Source organism: Streptosporangium sp. NPDC049644 (assembly GCF_040675205.1).
Lineage (GTDB): Bacteria > Actinomycetota > Actinomycetes > Streptosporangiales > Streptosporangiaceae > Streptosporangium > Streptosporangium fukuiense.
In genome coordinates this window covers 1-16,451 of the sequence record NZ_JBFAOJ010000140.1, presented here as the reverse complement: position 1 = coordinate 16,451, position 16,451 = coordinate 1, and the positions used below count along the sequence as shown (strand labels likewise).

Sequence of the window (16,451 nt, the reverse complement as noted above, 5' to 3'; positions counted from 1 at the left end):
GAGGGCGTGCACTTCTACACCCGGGGCAAGGTCGTCACCTCCCGCTGGCTCGACCCCAGCCACGGCGGCGTCAACCTCGGCTTCCCCACCAACGGCTAGTGGTCCCGCATCGAACATCGGGCGGGAGGAGCAGGTGCCCCGCCACTGGCCCCTGAACCGTGAGGCCCGCGTCCCTCCTGCCGGGACGCGGGCCTCACGCGTGCTCTGAACCCTCTGTCACGGGCCGGGTCTCGCCCGCGCCTGGCCTGTGGGTGCCGGGCACGCGGCCCCCGACGGACCGCGGGAGGCCGGGGACGGCCGGTAGGCTCCCGGGCAGATCGGTGGCGACGTCGGGAGGAAACCTCGTGGGCCTCATGGGCAGGGACAGGCTCCGCCGCGCGCGTCTCGGGGCAGTGCTGGGGGCGGGCGGCCTGGCGCTCGCCGCCCTGGCCCAGGTGGGAACCGCGAGCGCGACCCCGTCGGTGCGAAGCCCCACTCCCTCCGGCACGCCCGTCGCGACGCCCGGCTCCGAGTCCGGAGCCACCCCCTCCGCCACCTCCAGCCCGGCACCGTCGGCGTCCATCGGCAAGGGCGAGGGCACGCTCCGGGTGCTCACGTTCCAGGGGTACGTCGAATACGGCGGGGCCAGCTCGCGGGTCAACTGGCTGACGCCCTTCGAGCGGGAGAGCGGCTGCGTCGTCAAGCTCGACCGGGTCAGGACGAGCGAGGAGATGGCCGCCAGGTTCACCGAGGGCGGCTACGACGTGCTCTCGGCCACCCCAGACCTGGCCGGTCTGCTGGTGGAGCAGGGGAAGGTCGCGCCGCTCGACACCGCGCTGGTCGCCGACTACCGGCGGATCCCCAAGCGCCTGCGCGAGCTGCCCGGTCTGCGCGAGGACGACAGGGTCTACGGCATCCCCTACCTGTGGGGGGTGAACCGGGTGGTCCGCGGAGGGGACGGGCCGCGGGGACCCCTCGCCCTCTACGGGGCGGCTCCGGCGGCGATCAGGAACAGCCCGCTGAGCATCGCCGACGCCGCGCTCGCCCTCAAGGGGACGCGCCCCCAGCTGAAGATCAAAGATCCGTTCCAGCTCACCCCCGCCCAGCTCGACGCCGCGATGAGGCTCCTCGCCGAGGGTGAAGGCCCCGGCCGGGTCTACTGGGACGGCTCGCTCGACCTGGTCAGGGCACTGTCGGCGGAGCAGGTGCGAATCGCCCAGGTCCTGCCCTACCACCTTGACCTCTTCCAGCGCGCGGACCGGCCGATGAAGGTGCTGAAGGGGGTCCCGGCGACCGGGTGGGTCGACTCGTGGATGCTCGCGGCCAAGCCGGCCAGCCCGAACTGCGCCTACCGGTGGCTGAACTGGATGAGCTCGGTGCGGGCGCAGCGTCCCGCCGCGGCCTGGACCGGCCTCGCCCCGGCCAATCCGGAGGCGTGCGGCGGGCGCGCCCGCCGGATCTGCGAGGCGTACCAGGTGCGTGACGACCGCCGGCTGCGCGACGTCCTCTTCGCCGCCCGTCCGACAAGGGATTGCGGCGGCCAGGGCGGGGAGTGCACCGACTACGCCGGGTGGGCGGAGCGCTGGAAGAGCCTCAGGGCATCCTCCGAGCCTGGAAAGCAGCGGATCTCCGACTGAGGCCGGGTGCGGACGCCTCCTCGCCCCCGAGGAAGGCTCCCTCTACCTCGCCATGTCGGTGATCTCGGTAGCAAGCTACGTTTTTCGTTGCTCTGATCGTTTTTGGCGATGGATTCAGTAGGAAAATCATGTCCTTAATATCGACTGGTCGACCAGTCAGTGGGTAGGGTAGTCGCCATGAGAATCCTTCTTGTTGGAGCGGGCGGCGTTGGCTCCGCCGTCGTCCCGATCGCCGCACGCCGAGATTTCTTCGAACACATCGTGGTCGCCGACTCTCAACAGGACCGGGCCGCCGCCGTGGTGGCCAGGATCGCGGACCCGCGTTTCAGCGCCATCGGGCTGGACGCCTCCGACCGGGTGGCGGTCGAGGCCGCTCTCACCGAGCACCGCTGCGACGTGCTCTTCAACGCGGTGGATCCCCGCTTCACCATGTCCCTGTTCGAGGCGGCGCTCAACGCCGGAGCCCACTACCTCGACATGGCGATGTCGCTGTCGCGCCCCCACCCCCGCAGACCGTACGAGCTGACCGGGGTGAAACTCGGCGACGAGCAGTTCGCCCTCGGCGAGGCATGGCGGGAGCGGGGCGGGCTGGCGCTGGTCGGCATGGGCGTGGAGCCCGGGCTGGCCGACGTCTTCGCGCGTTACGCCGCCGAGCACCTCTTCGAGAGCATCGAGGAGATCGGTATCCGCGACGGCTCCAACCTGGTGGTCGAGGGCTACGAGTTCGCACCGACGTTCTCCATCTGGACGACCATCGAGGAGTGCCTCAACCCGCCGGTGGTCTGGGAGGACGGCGACTGGCACACCACCGAGCCGTTCAGCGAGCCCGAGGTTTTCGACTTCCCCGAGGGGATCGGGCCCGTCGAGTGCGTCAACGTCGAGCACGAGGAGGTGCTCCTGGTGCCGCGCTACATCGACGCCAGGCGGGTGACGTTCAAGTACGGTCTCGGCGAGGAGTTCATCGGAGTCCTGAAGACCCTGCACAAGCTGGGCCTGGACAGGGCGGGCAAGATCAAGGTGGGCGGTGTCGAGACCTCGCCGCGCGACGTGGTCGCGGCCAGCCTCCCCGATCCGGCCACGCTCGGTGACCGGATGCGGGGCAAGACCTGCGCCGGAACCTGGGTGAAGGGCGTCGGCAAGGATGGGCGGCCGCGCGAGGTCTACCTCTACCACGTGGTCGACAACGAGTGGTCGATGCGGGAGTACGGCTGCCAGGCCGTGGTCTGGCAGACGGCGGTGCACCCGGTGGTCGCCCTGGAGTTGCTGGCCACCGGCGCCTGGTCGGGCACCGGGGTGCTCGGCCCCGAGGCGTTCGACGCGGTGCCCTTCCTGGAACTGCTCACCGCCTACGGCTCACCGTGGGGGATGCGCGAGCAGACGGCCCCGGCCCTGCTGTCCGCCTGACGCACCTTGTCAACGGCGGGGTGAGGAGCCTCCCGCTCGTCCGCGCGTGCGGCGTCGGCGGCGGGCGCCAGGAAGCGGTCCGCCGGCGCCCGCGCCGCGACCAGGGCCTTTCCCCGGGTACGGGGATGTTCGCCGGTCGTACAGTGGTTCGGTGCTGGTCGTTGGGAACCGAGATGCCCCTGACCCTCCGGACCCGAGGGGACCAGCGGGGGCGACGGCAGGACCGCCCTTTCCGCGGCCGCGTTCAGAGCGCCTGGCGGCGCCTCGCGGCGTGTTCCCGCCGCGCCGCGAGTGCCCGGTTTACCTGCCACGGCTGGGTGAATCGCAGCATATTGCCGGAGGGGTCGAGGAAGGCGCAGTCGCGGACGCCGTCGGGCTGGTTGATCGGTTCTTGCATCACTTCAGCGCCTGCTGCCTCGATGTGCTCGAAGGCGGCGTCGCAGTCGTCGGTCAGGAAGACAAGACGGCCCAGCAGGCCCTTGGCCATCAGGTTTTCGATCGTCTGCCGGTCGGCCGGCGAGGCACCCGGGTCCGCGCCGGGCGATTCGAGAAGGATCTGCACGTCCGGCTGTGACGGCGGGCCGACGCTCGCCCGCCGCGTCCACTCGGCTTCGACGTCATCGTGTACCTCGAAACCGAGCACGTCACGGTAGAAGCCGAGCGCCTCGTCGACGTCGCAGACGGCGAGAGCGCAGGACGAGAGCCTGAGATTCATGCCGGTCACACCGCGGACCGGTCGGGGAGTATGGCTCATTGCCGCTCCTTGTCGTTGGCGCTGAGAAAGACGATGTCGAGGTCGCGGAGCCGGTCCAGGTCGGTGTCGATGGCGATGTGGGTGATCTTCTCGCCGTTGATGGTGAACGTGAGGACGGCCTTCGGCCGGCCGCGGTGCGACCAGACGGCCGCCGGAACGCCGTCGACCAGAGCGAGCCGGGCGGCCTGAGCCCGCCCGGCGAAGAAAGCCGCCACCGCCTGGGCGCCGCGGGCCTCGACGGCCACGGCGTCCGGATCGAGCAACTCGAGCAGGGCGGCGAAGTCCCCGCTCCGGGAGGCGGCAAGGAAGGCGGCGACGATTTCCCGCTTCGCCGATCGCGCGGCATCGGACGCGTCCGCCGCTTCTTGCACCCGGCGCCGGGCCCGGCTGGCGAGTTGCCGGGCCGCCACCGGGGAGCGGTCCATGATGGCGCCGATCTCGCCGAACGACACAGCGAAGACGTCGTGCAGGACGAACGCGAGCCGTTCGGCGGGAGTCAGCGTGTCCAGCACCACCATCAGCGCGACACCGACCGAATCGGCCAGTAGCGCCTCGTCCTCGGGGTCGGCCCGGCCGGTCGGGTGGGTGCTCGCGTGCGGCGCGGCCGGCTCGGGAGGCAGCGCCCCGGCCGACTCCTCACGCCGGGCCCGGCGCGCCTCGAGCATGTTCAGGCAGACCCGGGCGACGACCGTGGTCAGCCACCCGGCCGGATTCTCCACCTGGCCGGTGTCGGCGCGGCTGACCCGCAGCCACGCCTCCTGCACCGGGTCCTCGGCCTCGGCGGGTGAGCCGAGCATCCGGTGGGCCACCGCGTGCAAGCGGCCCTGGTGCTCGGCGAACCGCTCGCTCAGCCAGTCCTGCTCGACCATCTGTCACATTCCTCCGTCGCCGCCTGTCATACCAATTGACCGGCGAACCCGCGCCGATGTGACATCCGGGCCCGGCCCGGATGTCCGGCCTGCCGGTTCAGGTGGCAAAGACCCAGAAATAACCAGGAGAGAACCATGTCACTGCAGGTGAGCGCCATCATGCTCGGCGTCAAGGACCTGGCTCGCGCCAAGAGGTTCTATGCCGAAGGCCTGGGCTGCGAGATCGACAAGGACACCCGCCATTTCGTTTCGTTCAGCCTGGGCGAGGGATCCCCGCGGCTGGCTCTCTACGAGTGGGAGGCGGCGGCACAGGACGCCGACGTCTCCGCGGAGGGATCCGGATTCCGCGGCGCCTCATTCCACTTCAACCCCGACTCCAGGGAAGTGGTGGATGAGACGATGCGCAACGCGGTGGCCGCCGGTGGCAGCGTGGTCAAGGAGGCGGCCCCCGCCCGGTGGGGCGGGTACTTCGGCTACTTCAGCGACCCGGACGGCTACCTGTGGAAAGTCACCACCTACGCCGCCTGACCCGTAGACCTCGCGCGGGGTCCCCGGACACGCCACACCCGGCGAGGCCGGGGACCGGTCCTGGCCCTCCATCGAGGAACGGCGCATCAGGAGAAGGCCACGCGCCACGGGAGGGAGTGGGTGTCGTCCTGCTGCGGCAGCAGCGCGTCGGCGCACTCCGGGCAGGCGAAGAGGGTTGTGTCGTCGGGAAGGCGGCCGATCCTGATTCGCGGGCGGGGCCACTTCTTGTGGCAGGCCACGCAGGCGTCGCCCTCACGCTGGGTGGGGGTCAGCCCCTCGGGATCAAAGGTCATTGTGACGTGTGCCGTTCTGGCCTGCCTCCAACTCATTTCTCTATCCCTTCGGCGTGGAGACCCCTGGTTTCTCCCACGGCGCGGCCGCAGGGAGGCTGTCGACACGTTTCCTGCCTTGATCGCGCACTTTCGTATCGGAACTGTTATAACGCGGTCACGGCCCGTGATCGTTGTGGCAGGTGTCAAGTGGTGGTTAAATCACGGCCTGCATGCAGGCCATATAACGGCAAATGGGGCACTCAGCATCAAGCCGGGTGCCCCATTTGGTGGGTTCTAAACCGTCACGTCTCGTTCACGGCTTTCTCTAGAATAGTGAGCCCCTCCTCCAGGAGGTGGTCGGGGATGACCAGCGGCGGCAGGAAGCGCAGCACATTGCCGTAGGTGCCCGCGGTCAGCACGAGCAGGCCCTCGGCGTGGCACCTCCTGGCGATCTCGCCCGCCGCCGTGGGGTGCGGGTCCTTGGTGCCGGGGACCACCAGCTCGATGGCGATCATGGCCCCCCGGCCGCGTACGTCGCCGATCACCGGGTTCCGCTCCGCCATGGCGCGCAGCCGGGGGAGCATGGTCTCGCCGATGCGGCGGGCCTTTCCGGTCAGGTCGTCGGCCTCGATGGTCTCCAGCACGCCCAGTGCCGCCTCACAGGCGAGCGGGTTACCACCGTAGGTGCCGCCCAGACCGCCCACGTGGACCCTGTCGAGGAGATCGGCCCGGCCGGTGACCGCGGACAGCGGGAGGCCGCCCGCGATGCCCTTGGCGGTGACGATGATGTCGGGCACGATGCCCTCGTCCTCGCAGGCGAACAGGTCGCCGGTACGGGAGAAGCCGGTCTGCACCTCGTCGGCGATGAAGACGATGCCGTTCTCCCGGCAGAACTCCGCGATCCTCGGCAGGAAGCCCTTGGCGGGCTCGATGAAGCCGCCTTCGCCGGCGATCGGCTCGATCACCACGGCGGCGACGTTCTCCGCGCCGACCTGCTTGGTGATCTGGTCGATCGCCTGGGCGGCGGCCTCCTCGGCGCAGTTCTCCGGGCCGGTGGGCCAGCGGAACGGGTAGGCCAGCGGCACCCGGTAGACCTCGGGGGCGAACGGGCCGAAGCCCTGCTTGTACGGCATGTTCTTGGCGGTCAGCGTCATCGTCAGCAGGGTCCGGCCGTGGTAGCCGTGGTCGAAGACGACGACCGCCTGGCGGCCGGTGGCCTGGCGGGCGACCTTGACCGCGTTCTCCACGGCCTCGGCGCCGCTGTTGAGCAGGAAGGTGCGCTTCTCGTGGTCGCCGGGGGTGATCTCGTTGAGCTTCTCGGCGACCTGCACGTACGACTCGTACGGCGTGATCATGAAGCAGGTGTGCGTGAAGTCGGCGACCTGCTTGCGCACCCGCTCGACGACGCGCGGAGCGGCGTTGCCGACGTTGGTCACCGCGATGCCAGAACCGAAGTCGATCAGGGAGTTGCCGTCGGCGTCGACGACCACACCGCCCCCGGCACGCGTCACGAAGACGGGCAGTGTGGTACCGATGCCCGGGGGTACGGAGGCCTGTTTGCGCGCGAACAGCTCACGGGACTTCGGGCCGGGGATCTCGGTGACGACGCGGCGTTCCTGCGGAAGCGAGGGGCCGCCCTCGGTGAGGGTGCTCATGATGTGAAGGTATGTGGTGGATGTCGGTGTGCCGATGATGCACTATGTCAAAATTGACGGGGAATAGTGGACGTAACGTACAAAACGGGGGTGGTTGTGGCGCCGACGCTGCGCACCGTCGTACGGCGGTCACCGCTCGGGCTCGGCGTGCTCGCCGGTGGGGACGCGCTCGACCGGCCGGTGCGCTGGGTGGCGGTCAGCGAACTGGAGGATCCCACCCCGTTCCTTGAGGGCGGGGAACTGGTCCTCACCACGGGCATGCGCCTGGACGCCGGCAACGCCGCCTGCTACGTCGAGCGCCTGGTCGGCAGGGAGGTCGCCGGCCTCGGGTTCGGCGTCGGGCTCGGGCACGAGACGATTCCCGGGGAACTGGTCGAGGCCGCCACCCGGGCGGGGCTGCCGCTGCTCGAGGTGCCGCGCGACATCCCGTTCGTCGCCATCGGCAAGGCGGTCAGCGAACTGCTCGCCGCGGAGCAGTACGACGAGCTCAGCCGCGCCTTCGCCGCCCAGGGCCGGCTCACCCGTGCCGCCCTGCGCCCGGAGGGGCCTCGCGCGGTGATCGACCGCCTGGCCCGCGAGCTGGGCGGCTGGGCGATCCTGCTGGACGAGGCGGGGGCCGTGCGGCACGCGGCGGGCCGGGGGGCGGCCGGCGCCGCCGACGACCTCGGCCCCGAGCTGGAACGGCTGAGAAAGATCACCGGCCGTGGCGCACCCGCGAGCGCGGCCTTCTCCTCGCCCAGGGAGCACGTCATCGTGCAACCGTTCGGGGCCCGCCGGGTCAGGGGATTCCTCGCCGTCGGCCTCGGCAGGCCCTTCACCCCGGTCGCGCACACCGTGGTCAACGCCGCCGGATCCCTGCTGACGCTCGCCGTCGAGCACGGCAGGGAGTACCTGGCCGCCGAGCGCCGGGTTCGCTCGGCGGTGCTGCGGCTGCTGCTGGCCGGGCAGGTGGACGCCGGGTGCGAGACGCTGGAGCGGCTGGGGGAGCGGCTTCCCGCCGGGCCGCTGGTGGCCATCGTCTGCGCCGGCGAGCGGGAGGCGGTGCTGGAGACGGCGGGTGACGAGTTCGCGGCGGCCGACGGTGACGCCGACGGTGGCGCCGACGGTGGCGCCGACGGTGACGGGGTGGTCCTGCTCGTCCCGGCCCCGCGGGCCGATGCCGTGGCCGCGGCGCTCGGCGAGCACGGCCCCGTCGGGGTCGGCGATCCCGCCGATCTCGACGATCTGCGCACCGGGCTCGACCAGGCATACCAGGCACTCGCCGGGGCCAGGCGCGGCGCCGTGCCGGTGATGCGCTTCGCCGACCTGGCGGGCCGGGGACTGCTCCGCCTGCTCGACTCCGACGCGGCGGCGGCCTTCTCCTCGGCGCTGCTCGCCCCGCTCAGGAGGTACGGCTCGCGCGCGGACCTGCTGGAGTCCCTCCGGGCCTACCTGGACTGCAACGGCCACTGGGACGCGGCGGCGCAGCGGCTCGGAGTGCACCGTCACACCCTGCGCTACCGCATGCGCCGGGTCGCCGAACTCGTCGGCCGTGACCTCGACGATCCGGCGGCCCGCGCCGAACTCTGGATCGCCCTGGCGGTCGCCCCGGGTGACGGGTCCGCCCGGTGAGCCGGGGCGAGGACTCCGCCCACGGAGAGGCCGGCAGGCCGGTCACGCCCGGGAGACGCCGGCGACCAGGTAGCGGGAGATGACGGCCTGGATGACCGTGTCGTAGGTGCCGCTGTCGCGCAAGTGCCCGGCACGTTCCAGGCTGATCGCGCCCTGGGCGGCGGCCCACACGGCATCGGCGATCTTCCTGGGCTGGGTGGGGACGATGTACCCGGCCGAGATGCAGTCGGCGATCACTCGGTCGACGATGTTCAGCGCCGCGCGGGCCAGGGTCCTGGCCCGCTCACTCGGTACGAAGCCGGGGATCGCGCGCTCGAACATCAGCGCGTAGTAGCCGGGCTCGTCCAGCACGGCCTCCCGGTAGGCGGGGCCGAGCGCCGTGAGGTGCTCCAGGGCGTCCCTGCGCGGGGGCACGGCCTCCAGGCGCCGCCGGAAGCGCTCGAAGCCTTCCAGGTACAGGGCTTCGGCGAGGCCCTCCTTGCTGCCGAACATGGTGTAGATGACGGTCGTCGAGCATTCCGCCTCGGTGGCGATGCGGCGCATCGACAGGCTCTCGGGACCGATGGTGACCAGCAACTGGCTGGCGACGTCGAGCAGCCTGGCGCGCAGTTCGTCGTGTGAGGCCCGTTCACCGAGGAGATACGCGCCCTGAAGGCCGCGCGGCGCCGAGGAGGTCATGCGCCCACGCCCTTCCGCTCTGAGTGTTCATTCGGTGACTTAGCCATGATGAAGATCATTTAAACCGGCGCCATGTAAGGAATATCCCCGAATGCCCCCCTTTTCGTTACAGGGTCGGGGTGAATGGACTATTGGCCGGAAAGGTGTACCGGTACCGGGATCTTGTGCGGAGTGGAGTAAGACCGTGCCGTCTCAGGTGACATAGCGTCGAGGTATGGACGTGCGCCCCTTCTGGCTCGCCGGCCGCCCCGCCACAGGCGACACCGAGCTCACCGTGACCAATCCGCATGACGGCCGAGCCGTCGCCGTCTGCTCCGTGCCGACGGCCGACCAGGTCGAGGAGGCCGTGGCCGCCGCGGCGGCCGTGCGGAAGGAGGCGGCCGCGCTCCCGATCCACGTACGCGCCGACGCCCTCGCGCACGTCTCACGCCGCCTGGCCGAGCGTGCCGACGAGATCGCCCGCCTCATCAGCGAGGAGAACGGCAAGCCGATCTTCTGGGCCCGCGGCGAGGTCGGCCGTGCGATCTCCACCTTCAGGTTCGCGGCCGAGGAGACCCGTCGCCTCAGCGGCGAGACCATGCGCCTGGACACCGAGGCCGCCTCCGCGGGCCGCCTCGCCTACATCTCGCGCGTCCCGCACGGCCCGGTCCTGGGCATCACCCCGTTCAACTTCCCGCTCAACCTGGTGGCGCACAAGGTGGCCCCGGCGATCGCGGTCGGCGCCCCGATCATCGTCAAGCCCGCCCCGGCGACGCCGGTCTCCTCACTGGTCCTGGGCGAGATCCTGGCCGAGACCGACCTGCCGGAGGGGATGTTCTCGGTGCTCCCGGTGCCCAACGACCGCGCCGCGGGACTGGTCGAGGACCCGCGCCTGCCTGTCGTCTCCTTCACCGGATCGGCTCCCGTGGGGTACGCGATCCTGGAGGCGGTCCCGCGCAAGCACGTGACCCTGGAACTCGGCGGCAACGCCGCCGCGGTGGTCCTCGCCGACGCCGACCTCGACTGGGCCGCCTCGCGGATCGCCCTGTTCTCCAACTACCAGGCCGGTCAGAGCTGCATCGCCGTGCAGCGGGTGATCGTCGAGGCGTCGGTGCACGACGACTTCGTGGCCAGGCTCGTCCCGGCGGTCGAGGCCCTGGTCGTCGGCGACCCCGCCGACGAGAAGACGCAGGTGGGCCCGCTCGTGTCCGTCGAGGCCGCGGAGCGCGTGGAACAGTGGGTCGGCGAGGCCGTCGCGGCCGGTGCCCGCCTGCTGGCCGGCGGCACCCGCGACGGCGCGACCGTCGCGCCGACGGTCCTCGCCGACGTGCCGGCCGACGCCAAGGTCTCCTGCGAGGAGGTCTTCGGCCCCGTGATGATCGTCCAGACGGTGTCCGGAGTGGACGAGGCGTTCGCCACGGTCAACGATTCCAAGTACGGCCTGCAGGCCGGGGTGTTCACCCGCAGTCTCGACAACGCCTTCCGGGCCAACCGGGAGCTTGAGGTCGGCGGAGTGATCATCGGTGACGTGCCGTCCTACCGCGCCGACCAGATGCCCTACGGCGGGGTCAAGGACTCGGGCGTCGGCCGCGAGGGCATCCGCTCGGCCATCGCCGACCTCACCTACGAGAAGGTCATGGTCCTCACCGGCCTGACCCTCTGAGCCCGCCCCGGCGCCCCGGTCGCGGTGTCCCGCGGCCGGTTCGCCGGTGACGGCCCTCCGAACCGGTCGCGGCTTCCGCCGTCGACGGTGCCCGCGCCGCTCCCACCGGAGACGCGGGCGCCTCGATCATCTCGTCCCGCGCTTCTTCCGCCGGTGTCATGACGTCGCGGCCATGGCGTAGAGCTCCCTGGCCGAGTCGCCGAAGTAGGGGCCGTACATGGTGCGGTGGTCGTCGCTGTATTTGAAACTGCTGACCGAGACGATCGTGCCGCGGCCGGTGGAGGCGTCGAAACCGCTCAGCCACGGGCCCCCGCTGGATCCGGCGGTCATGTCGCAGCGCATCCCCTGGTCACCGGTCTGCCCGTTCGGGTCGTCGCGGAGCGTTCCCGCGCAGTAGACCAGGTGCTCACCGTCGTAGGGCGAGTCGGCGGGGAAGCCGAAACCGCTGGTGGGGCGCCCTCTGGGGGTGCCGAAAGCGATCTGTTGACCGCCGACGGCGTCGCCGAGGTGCTTGCCGTCACTGGTGTTGACCGCCACCATGCCGATGTCGTGGCTGTCGTCGCCGCCGCGCGACCAGGGACCCGCGACGAACATGCGGCGCGCGGTGTACTGCCCGTACGGGCGGCGGCCCTGGGAGTAGCCGGGGACGAAGGTCCAGTTGTCGGCCCAGGCGCCGGTGCCGTCCTTGACGCAGTGACCGGCGGTCACGACCAGATCCCTGTTCGCACTCCTGACCGAACTCGCCGAGCACACGAAGTCACTGCCCTTGATGGTCAGGAACACCCGCCCCGTGGTGCGTTCCACCATTCCGCCGGAGGTCCAGCGGGCGCCGGAGGTGCGTGTGGCGGCGCCGTTCGGGCTCCGATGGGGGACGGCCCCCCGGCCGGCTCGGTCGAAGAGCCGGCCGAGCAACCCGGTGGCCTTCGAGAGCCGGTCGACGGGGAGCGCCGAGGCCATCCGGCGGGGTGTCCAGTAGTCGAGCACGCGCTTTCGCTCCGACGCGGTGGGAGCGACCGTGTGCTCGACGACGTCCGGCGTGCCGGGTGTCGCGACTTCCGCGGTGAGAGGGAGGGCGGGGATGTTCACGGCCCGCTGCCCGGGCTCGGCGGCCGTCTGCCAGATGGCCGGCACGCCGGTCGTCGGGACGCCCAGCAGCCCGGCGACGAGCGGGGCGGCCGCAAGCAGGGGGAGGCTTGAGGTCATGAACCCGAGTTTGCATTACGGAGAGTGTTTCTGTGCTTACTTTAGGGTATTCGTGGTCGCCGATGGCCTGGTGAGGCTCAGGGGGCGCCGGTCGTCTGGGCGGCCTCGTAGACGGCCTGCGCGTCGGTGCCGAAGTACGGGCCGAACATCCAGCCGGAGGCGAAGTCGTACTTGAAGCTGTTCACCGAGTTCAGCGTGCCCAGGCCGGTGCTCTCGTTGAAGCGGAGGAACCAGGGGCCGCCGCTCGACCCGCCGGTCATGTTGCAGTTCAACCCGATGTCGCGGGACATCAGGAAGTCGTCGAAGGCGCGTCCGGCGCAGTAGACCAGCCTGGAACCGTCATAGGGACCGGCCGCCGGGTAGCCGAAGGAGTGCATCTGCGCCCGACGCGGCTGGTTGAAGGAGACGCCCTGGCCGCCGACCACGTCGGTCAGCGATCTGCCGTTCAGCGGGGCCACCACGGCCGAGGCCACGTCGTAGTTGATGTCCTCGGTGTTGTGCCACTGGGGGGTGGTGTAGAGCGTGGTCGCCACCCACGTGCCGTAGGGCCGGTCGCCGTTCTCGTATCCCGGTACGAACACCCAGTTGCTGTGGAAGGCCCCGCCCATTCGCACGCAGTGCCCCGCGGTGATCACGGTGCTCCTGTTCTCACTCGTCACCGCGTTCGCCGAGCACGAGGCGTTGCGGCCCTGGTAGGTGAAGAAGACGCGGCCGGTGGTCCTGGCGATCGCCCCGCCGCGGGTCCACGGCGCGCCGGTGGAGGCGCGGACGGCCGCCGTGCCCTTGGCGGCCGTGCCGGCGGCCGGTGCGGTCTCGCCGTCCGGCGTGGTCGCGGGGATGGAGACGGGGTCGGCCGCGGCCTGTGCCGCGATCGCCGCCGAGGTGAGGCGGGCACCGTCCTTCTCCGGGATGAGGGTGGCGAGCGGTTTCGCCGCCTCCATCCTGGCCTCCGTCCAGTAGCGCTGGACGGTCCGCTGCTCCGCCTTGGTGTCGGCCGCCTCCTTCTCGACCGGCTGGGGAACGGCCCGCGCCGCGGTGACGCCCCCGCCCGTACCCGCGCCCGTGGCGCCGTGCGCGATCGTCGCGGTGAGCAGAGTGCTTCCCGCGACCGCGGTGAGAAGAGGGATGAGTCGTGCTGTGCGTCGCATATGTACCTCCCGAGGCCCGTTGCTGTTCCGGGAAGCTAGTGCGCCGTACGTACGTATTTCTCAAGATTTACAGCTATTGATATGACGAAATTTGGACTTAAATATCGCCTTTTATCGCGTGTTTCACGTCTAACAGATTTCCGGGGGATGGGGGCGATTCGACAGCGCGGCCCGAGCCGGGAGAATGGGACGGTGCAGCCAGACACCGTCCGCTCCGTCGTCCTGCTCGGCTCGACCGGGTCCATCGGGACCCAATCCCTCGACGTCATCGCCCGCAACCCCGACCGGTTCCGGGTGGTGGCGCTGGCCGCCTACGGCGGCCGGATCGACCTGCTGGCCGGGCAGGCGGCCGAGTTCAGGCCCGACGTGGTCGCCGTCGCCGATCCCGCCGCGGTGCCGGAGCTGCGCGAGGCCCTGGCCGCGCGCGGGGTGGCCGCGCGGGTGCTGGCCGGTCAGGAAGGGGTGGCGGAGGCCGCCTCCTGGCCCGCCGACGTCGTGCTCAACGGCATCACCGGCGCGCTGGGGCTGACCTCCACGCTGGCCGCCCTGGAGGCCGGCCGGGCGCTCGCGCTCGCCAACAAGGAGTCACTGATCGTCGGAGGGCCGCTGGTCAAGCGCCTGGCCAAGCCGGGCCAGCTGATCCCGGTCGACTCCGAGCACGCCGCACTGGCCCAGTGCCTGTGGGCGGCGGGCCCCACCGGCCCCGACGCCTCGGCCGTGCGGCGCCTGGTCGTCACCGCGAGCGGCGGGCCCTTCCGCGGCCGGTCGCGCGCGGATCTCGCGGAGGTGACCCCCGAGCAGGCACTCGCCCACCCGACCTGGTCGATGGGACCGGTGATCACGGTGAACTCCGCCACGCTCGTCAACAAGGGCCTGGAGGTCATCGAGGCGCACCTGCTCTTCGACATCGGCTTCGAGCGCATCGACGTCGTGGTCCACCCGCAGTCGGTCATCCACTCGATGGTCGAGTTCGTCGACGGCTCGACCATCGCCCAGGCCAGCCCGCCCGACATGCGCCTGCCCATCGCGCTGGCCCTCGGCTGGCCCGAGCGGGTCGCCGACGCCGCGCCCGGCGTCGACTGGACCACCGCCCACACCTGGACGTTCGAGCCGCTCGACGACGGAGCCTTCCCCGCCGTCGCGCTGGCCCGCCACGTCGGCGCGGCCGGCGGCACGGCACCGGCCGTCTACAACGCCGCCAACGAGGTCTGCGTCGAGGCTTTCCTGGCCGGCCGGCTGCCCTTCCTCGGCATCGTCGACACCGTGGCCTCGGTGGTCTCCGAGCACACCGTCACCGAGGCCGGCTCGGTGGCCGAGGTGCTCGATGCCGACTCCTGGGCACGGATAAGGGCACGGGAGCTCACCGGGACTGCCTAGACTGGTGAGCGTCGTCGACTCTTCAAGGGCTGAAAATGACTTCTGTTGCTCTCGGAATCCCGTCCGTAAGGACCAGGCCGATCGCCGAGCGACGCATATCTCGTCAGATCATGGTCGGTTCCGTCCCCGTGGGCGGGGACGCGCCGGTCTCCGTCCAGTCGATGACCACCACGGTCACCGCCGACGTCAACGCGACGCTCCAGCAGATCGCCGAGCTGACCGCCTCGGGCTGCCAGATCGTCCGGGTCGCGGTCCCCTCGCAGGACGACGCCGACGCGCTGCCGACCATCGCCAGGAAGTCGCAGATCCCGGTGATCGCGGACATCCACTTCCAGCCGAAGTACGTCTTCGCCGCGATCGAGGCGGGCTGCGCGGCGGTCCGGGTCAACCCCGGCAACATCAAGAAGTTCGACGACAAGGTCGGTGAGATCGCGCGGGCCGCCGCCGACCGCGGCGTGCCGATCAGGATCGGCGTCAACGCCGGCTCGCTCGACCCCCGCCTGCTCCAGAAGTACGGCAAGGCCACCCCCGAGGCGCTGGTGGAGTCGGCGCTCTGGGAGTGCTCGCTCTTCGAGGAGCACGGCTTCCGCGACATCAAGATCTCCGTCAAGCACAACGACCCGGTCGTGATGGTCCAGGCGTACCGCCTGCTCGCCGCCCGGTGTGACTACCCGCTCCACCTCGGCGTCACCGAGGCGGGCCCGGCCTTCCAGGGCACGATCAAGTCCGCCGTCGCCTTCGGGGCCCTGCTCGCCGAGGGGATCGGCGACACCATCCGCGTGTCGCTGTCCGCCCCGCCGGTCGAGGAGGTCAAGGTCGGCAACCAGATCCTGGAGTCGCTCAACCTGCGCGAGCGCGGCCTGGAGATCGTCTCCTGCCCCTCCTGCGGGCGCGCCCAGGTCGACGTCTACACCCTGGCCGAGCAGGTCCAGGCGGGGCTGGAGGGGCTGAAGGTCCCGCTGCGCGTCGCGGTGATGGGATGCGTCGTCAACGGCCCGGGAGAGGCCCGCGAGGCCGACCTCGGTGTCGCCTCCGGCAACGGCAAGGGCCAGATCTTCGTCAAGGGCGAGGTCATCAAGACCGTTCCCGAGTCGCAGATCGTGGAGACCCTGATCGAGGAGGCGCTGCGTCTCGCCGAGCAGATGGGCGTGGAGGTCGACCTCGACGACGACGTCATGGGCGCCCAGGTCGTCGTCGGCTAGGCGCCGTCCCGCTTCCCGCGCGTGTCCGCCCCCGGCCGTTCTCTCGCCGCCGGGGGCGCGCCTTTTGCGGGGCTCTCCGCCGGGGATCTCCGGTCTCCGTAGCCTCCGTGGCCGTTTGCGGTGTTCTGCCGGCCTGCTCGGCGGTGCCGTCCGCCCTGGGATCATTACACTTGGCAATCATCTGACTACACTTTGCTAGATATCCGGTTGTGTCCCGGGTGAATCGCGCCGCCTCCGGGAGACCATCGCCTCTGCCGTACGAGTAGGGGGACGCACAGTCAACGACCCCCTCCGGAAGGAGAGGGCTTGAGGCGCAGCGATGCGCTTGACAAGCCCCGCGTTGACCAGCCCTGGCCGTCAGCTCAAGGAGGTGCGTTGTGATGGCCACGTTGAACATGAGATCGCAGACCCACCGGCGGGTGCTTCCTCAGCCTGCCGCTCTGGAATCCGTGGGAGCAGACACGCCCGAGGGTGGGCACGAAACGGCTCACG

General features: G+C 70.7%; 14 protein-coding genes. 7 read left to right on the top strand and 7 right to left on the bottom strand.

The window, feature by feature from the left end:
- The first annotated feature begins 344 nt into the window (after positions 1-344).
- The gene (locus tag AB0J58_RS41300) at positions 345-1,616 is read left to right on the top strand and encodes a hypothetical protein (RefSeq protein WP_364226494.1); all 1,272 of its coding nucleotides are present in this window, start codon (positions 345-347) and stop codon (positions 1,614-1,616) included.
- Between the two features lie 177 nt (positions 1,617-1,793).
- On the top strand, positions 1,794-3,020 hold the full coding sequence (locus AB0J58_RS41295; RefSeq protein WP_343966546.1) for a saccharopine dehydrogenase C-terminal domain-containing protein: 1,227 nt from the start codon (positions 1,794-1,796) through the stop codon (positions 3,018-3,020).
- Positions 3,021-3,264: 244 nt separating this feature from the next.
- Here the strand turns inward: AB0J58_RS41295 and AB0J58_RS41290 are convergent, their stop codons facing one another.
- Positions 3,265-3,774 carry a VOC family protein gene (locus tag AB0J58_RS41290; RefSeq protein ID WP_364226491.1) on the bottom strand — a complete coding sequence of 170 codons (510 nt, stop codon included), beginning with the start codon at positions 3,772-3,774 and terminating at the stop codon, positions 3,265-3,267.
- On the bottom strand, positions 3,771-4,643 hold the full coding sequence (locus AB0J58_RS41285; RefSeq protein WP_364226488.1) for a sigma-70 family RNA polymerase sigma factor: 873 nt from the start codon (positions 4,641-4,643) through the stop codon (positions 3,771-3,773). Before AB0J58_RS41285 ends, AB0J58_RS41290 begins: the two co-directional genes overlap by 4 nt.
- 135 nt (positions 4,644-4,778) lie before the next feature.
- Here AB0J58_RS41285 and AB0J58_RS41280 point away from each other — a divergent pair, with 135 nt between their 5' ends.
- Positions 4,779-5,171: a VOC family protein gene (locus AB0J58_RS41280; RefSeq protein ID WP_364226485.1), complete on the top strand. Its 393-nt coding sequence runs from the start codon at positions 4,779-4,781 to the stop codon at positions 5,169-5,171.
- A gap of 86 nt (positions 5,172-5,257) precedes the next feature.
- On the opposite strand, the gene AB0J58_RS41275 is transcribed toward AB0J58_RS41280, so the two are convergent.
- Entirely contained in the window at positions 5,258-5,500 is a 243-nt protein-coding gene (locus AB0J58_RS41275) for a hypothetical protein (RefSeq protein WP_343966535.1), read from the bottom strand.
- Positions 5,501-5,745: 245 nt separating this feature from the next.
- Complete coding sequence (gene gabT, locus AB0J58_RS41270) at positions 5,746-7,098, bottom strand: 4-aminobutyrate--2-oxoglutarate transaminase (protein WP_364226482.1); 1,353 nt, start codon at positions 7,096-7,098, stop codon at positions 5,746-5,748.
- 90 nt (positions 7,099-7,188) lie between these two features.
- Between gabT and AB0J58_RS41265 the strand changes: the two genes are divergently transcribed.
- Entirely contained in the window at positions 7,189-8,709 is a 1,521-nt protein-coding gene (locus AB0J58_RS41265) for a PucR family transcriptional regulator (protein WP_364226479.1), read from the top strand.
- A 42-nt stretch (positions 8,710-8,751) separates the two neighbouring features.
- Here the strand turns inward: AB0J58_RS41265 and AB0J58_RS41260 are convergent, their stop codons facing one another.
- Positions 8,752-9,387: a TetR/AcrR family transcriptional regulator gene (locus tag AB0J58_RS41260; RefSeq protein ID WP_364226476.1), complete on the bottom strand. Its 636-nt coding sequence runs from the start codon at positions 9,385-9,387 to the stop codon at positions 8,752-8,754.
- 214 nt (positions 9,388-9,601) lie between these two features.
- On the opposite strand from AB0J58_RS41260, the gene AB0J58_RS41255 reads away from it, so the two are divergent.
- Positions 9,602-11,029 carry an aldehyde dehydrogenase family protein gene (locus tag AB0J58_RS41255; RefSeq protein WP_364226473.1) on the top strand — a complete coding sequence of 476 codons (1,428 nt, stop codon included), beginning with the start codon at positions 9,602-9,604 and terminating at the stop codon, positions 11,027-11,029.
- 156 nt (positions 11,030-11,185) lie between these two features.
- Here AB0J58_RS41255 and AB0J58_RS41250 read toward each other — a convergent pair whose 3' ends face one another.
- Positions 11,186-12,232: a hypothetical protein gene (locus AB0J58_RS41250; protein WP_364226470.1), complete on the bottom strand. Its 1,047-nt coding sequence runs from the start codon at positions 12,230-12,232 to the stop codon at positions 11,186-11,188.
- Between the two features lie 77 nt (positions 12,233-12,309).
- Positions 12,310-13,380, bottom strand: a complete 1,071-nt coding sequence (locus tag AB0J58_RS41245) for a peptidase (protein ID WP_364226467.1) — start codon at positions 13,378-13,380, stop codon at positions 12,310-12,312.
- Positions 13,381-13,572: 192 nt separating this feature from the next.
- Between AB0J58_RS41245 and dxr the strand changes: the two genes are divergently transcribed.
- Entirely contained in the window at positions 13,573-14,757 is a 1,185-nt protein-coding gene (dxr, locus tag AB0J58_RS41240; RefSeq protein ID WP_364226464.1) for a 1-deoxy-D-xylulose-5-phosphate reductoisomerase, read from the top strand.
- Between the two features lie 35 nt (positions 14,758-14,792).
- Positions 14,793-15,959, top strand: coding sequence for a flavodoxin-dependent (E)-4-hydroxy-3-methylbut-2-enyl-diphosphate synthase (gene ispG / locus AB0J58_RS41235; RefSeq protein WP_343966517.1), 1,167 nt, complete (start codon positions 14,793-14,795; stop codon positions 15,957-15,959).
- The last annotated feature ends 492 nt before the right edge of the window (positions 15,960-16,451 follow it).

Bases quoted from the DNA above. Each gene is read 5' to 3' on its own strand.
- AB0J58_RS41250 (WP_364226470.1), bottom strand. From the start codon at position 12,232: ATGACCTCAAGCCTCCCCCTGCTTGCGGCCGCCCCGCTCGTCGCCGGG.
- AB0J58_RS41275 (WP_343966535.1), bottom strand. From the start codon at position 5,500: ATGAGTTGGAGGCAGGCCAGAACGGCACACGTCACAATGACCTTTGAT.
- AB0J58_RS41290 (WP_364226491.1), bottom strand. From the start codon at position 3,774: ATGAGCCATACTCCCCGACCGGTCCGCGGTGTGACCGGCATGAATCTC.
- AB0J58_RS41255 (WP_364226473.1), top strand. From the start codon at position 9,602: ATGGACGTGCGCCCCTTCTGGCTCGCCGGCCGCCCCGCCACAGGCGAC.
- AB0J58_RS41245 (WP_364226467.1), bottom strand. From the start codon at position 13,380: ATGCGACGCACAGCACGACTCATCCCTCTTCTCACCGCGGTCGCGGGA.
- AB0J58_RS41260 (WP_364226476.1), bottom strand. From the start codon at position 9,387: ATGACCTCCTCGGCGCCGCGCGGCCTTCAGGGCGCGTATCTCCTCGGT.
- AB0J58_RS41280 (WP_364226485.1), top strand. From the start codon at position 4,779: ATGTCACTGCAGGTGAGCGCCATCATGCTCGGCGTCAAGGACCTGGCT.
- ispG (WP_343966517.1), top strand. From the start codon at position 14,793: ATGACTTCTGTTGCTCTCGGAATCCCGTCCGTAAGGACCAGGCCGATC.
- AB0J58_RS41295 (WP_343966546.1), top strand. From the start codon at position 1,794: ATGAGAATCCTTCTTGTTGGAGCGGGCGGCGTTGGCTCCGCCGTCGTC.
- gabT (WP_364226482.1), bottom strand. From the start codon at position 7,098: ATGAGCACCCTCACCGAGGGCGGCCCCTCGCTTCCGCAGGAACGCCGC.
- AB0J58_RS41285 (WP_364226488.1), bottom strand. From the start codon at position 4,643: ATGGTCGAGCAGGACTGGCTGAGCGAGCGGTTCGCCGAGCACCAGGGC.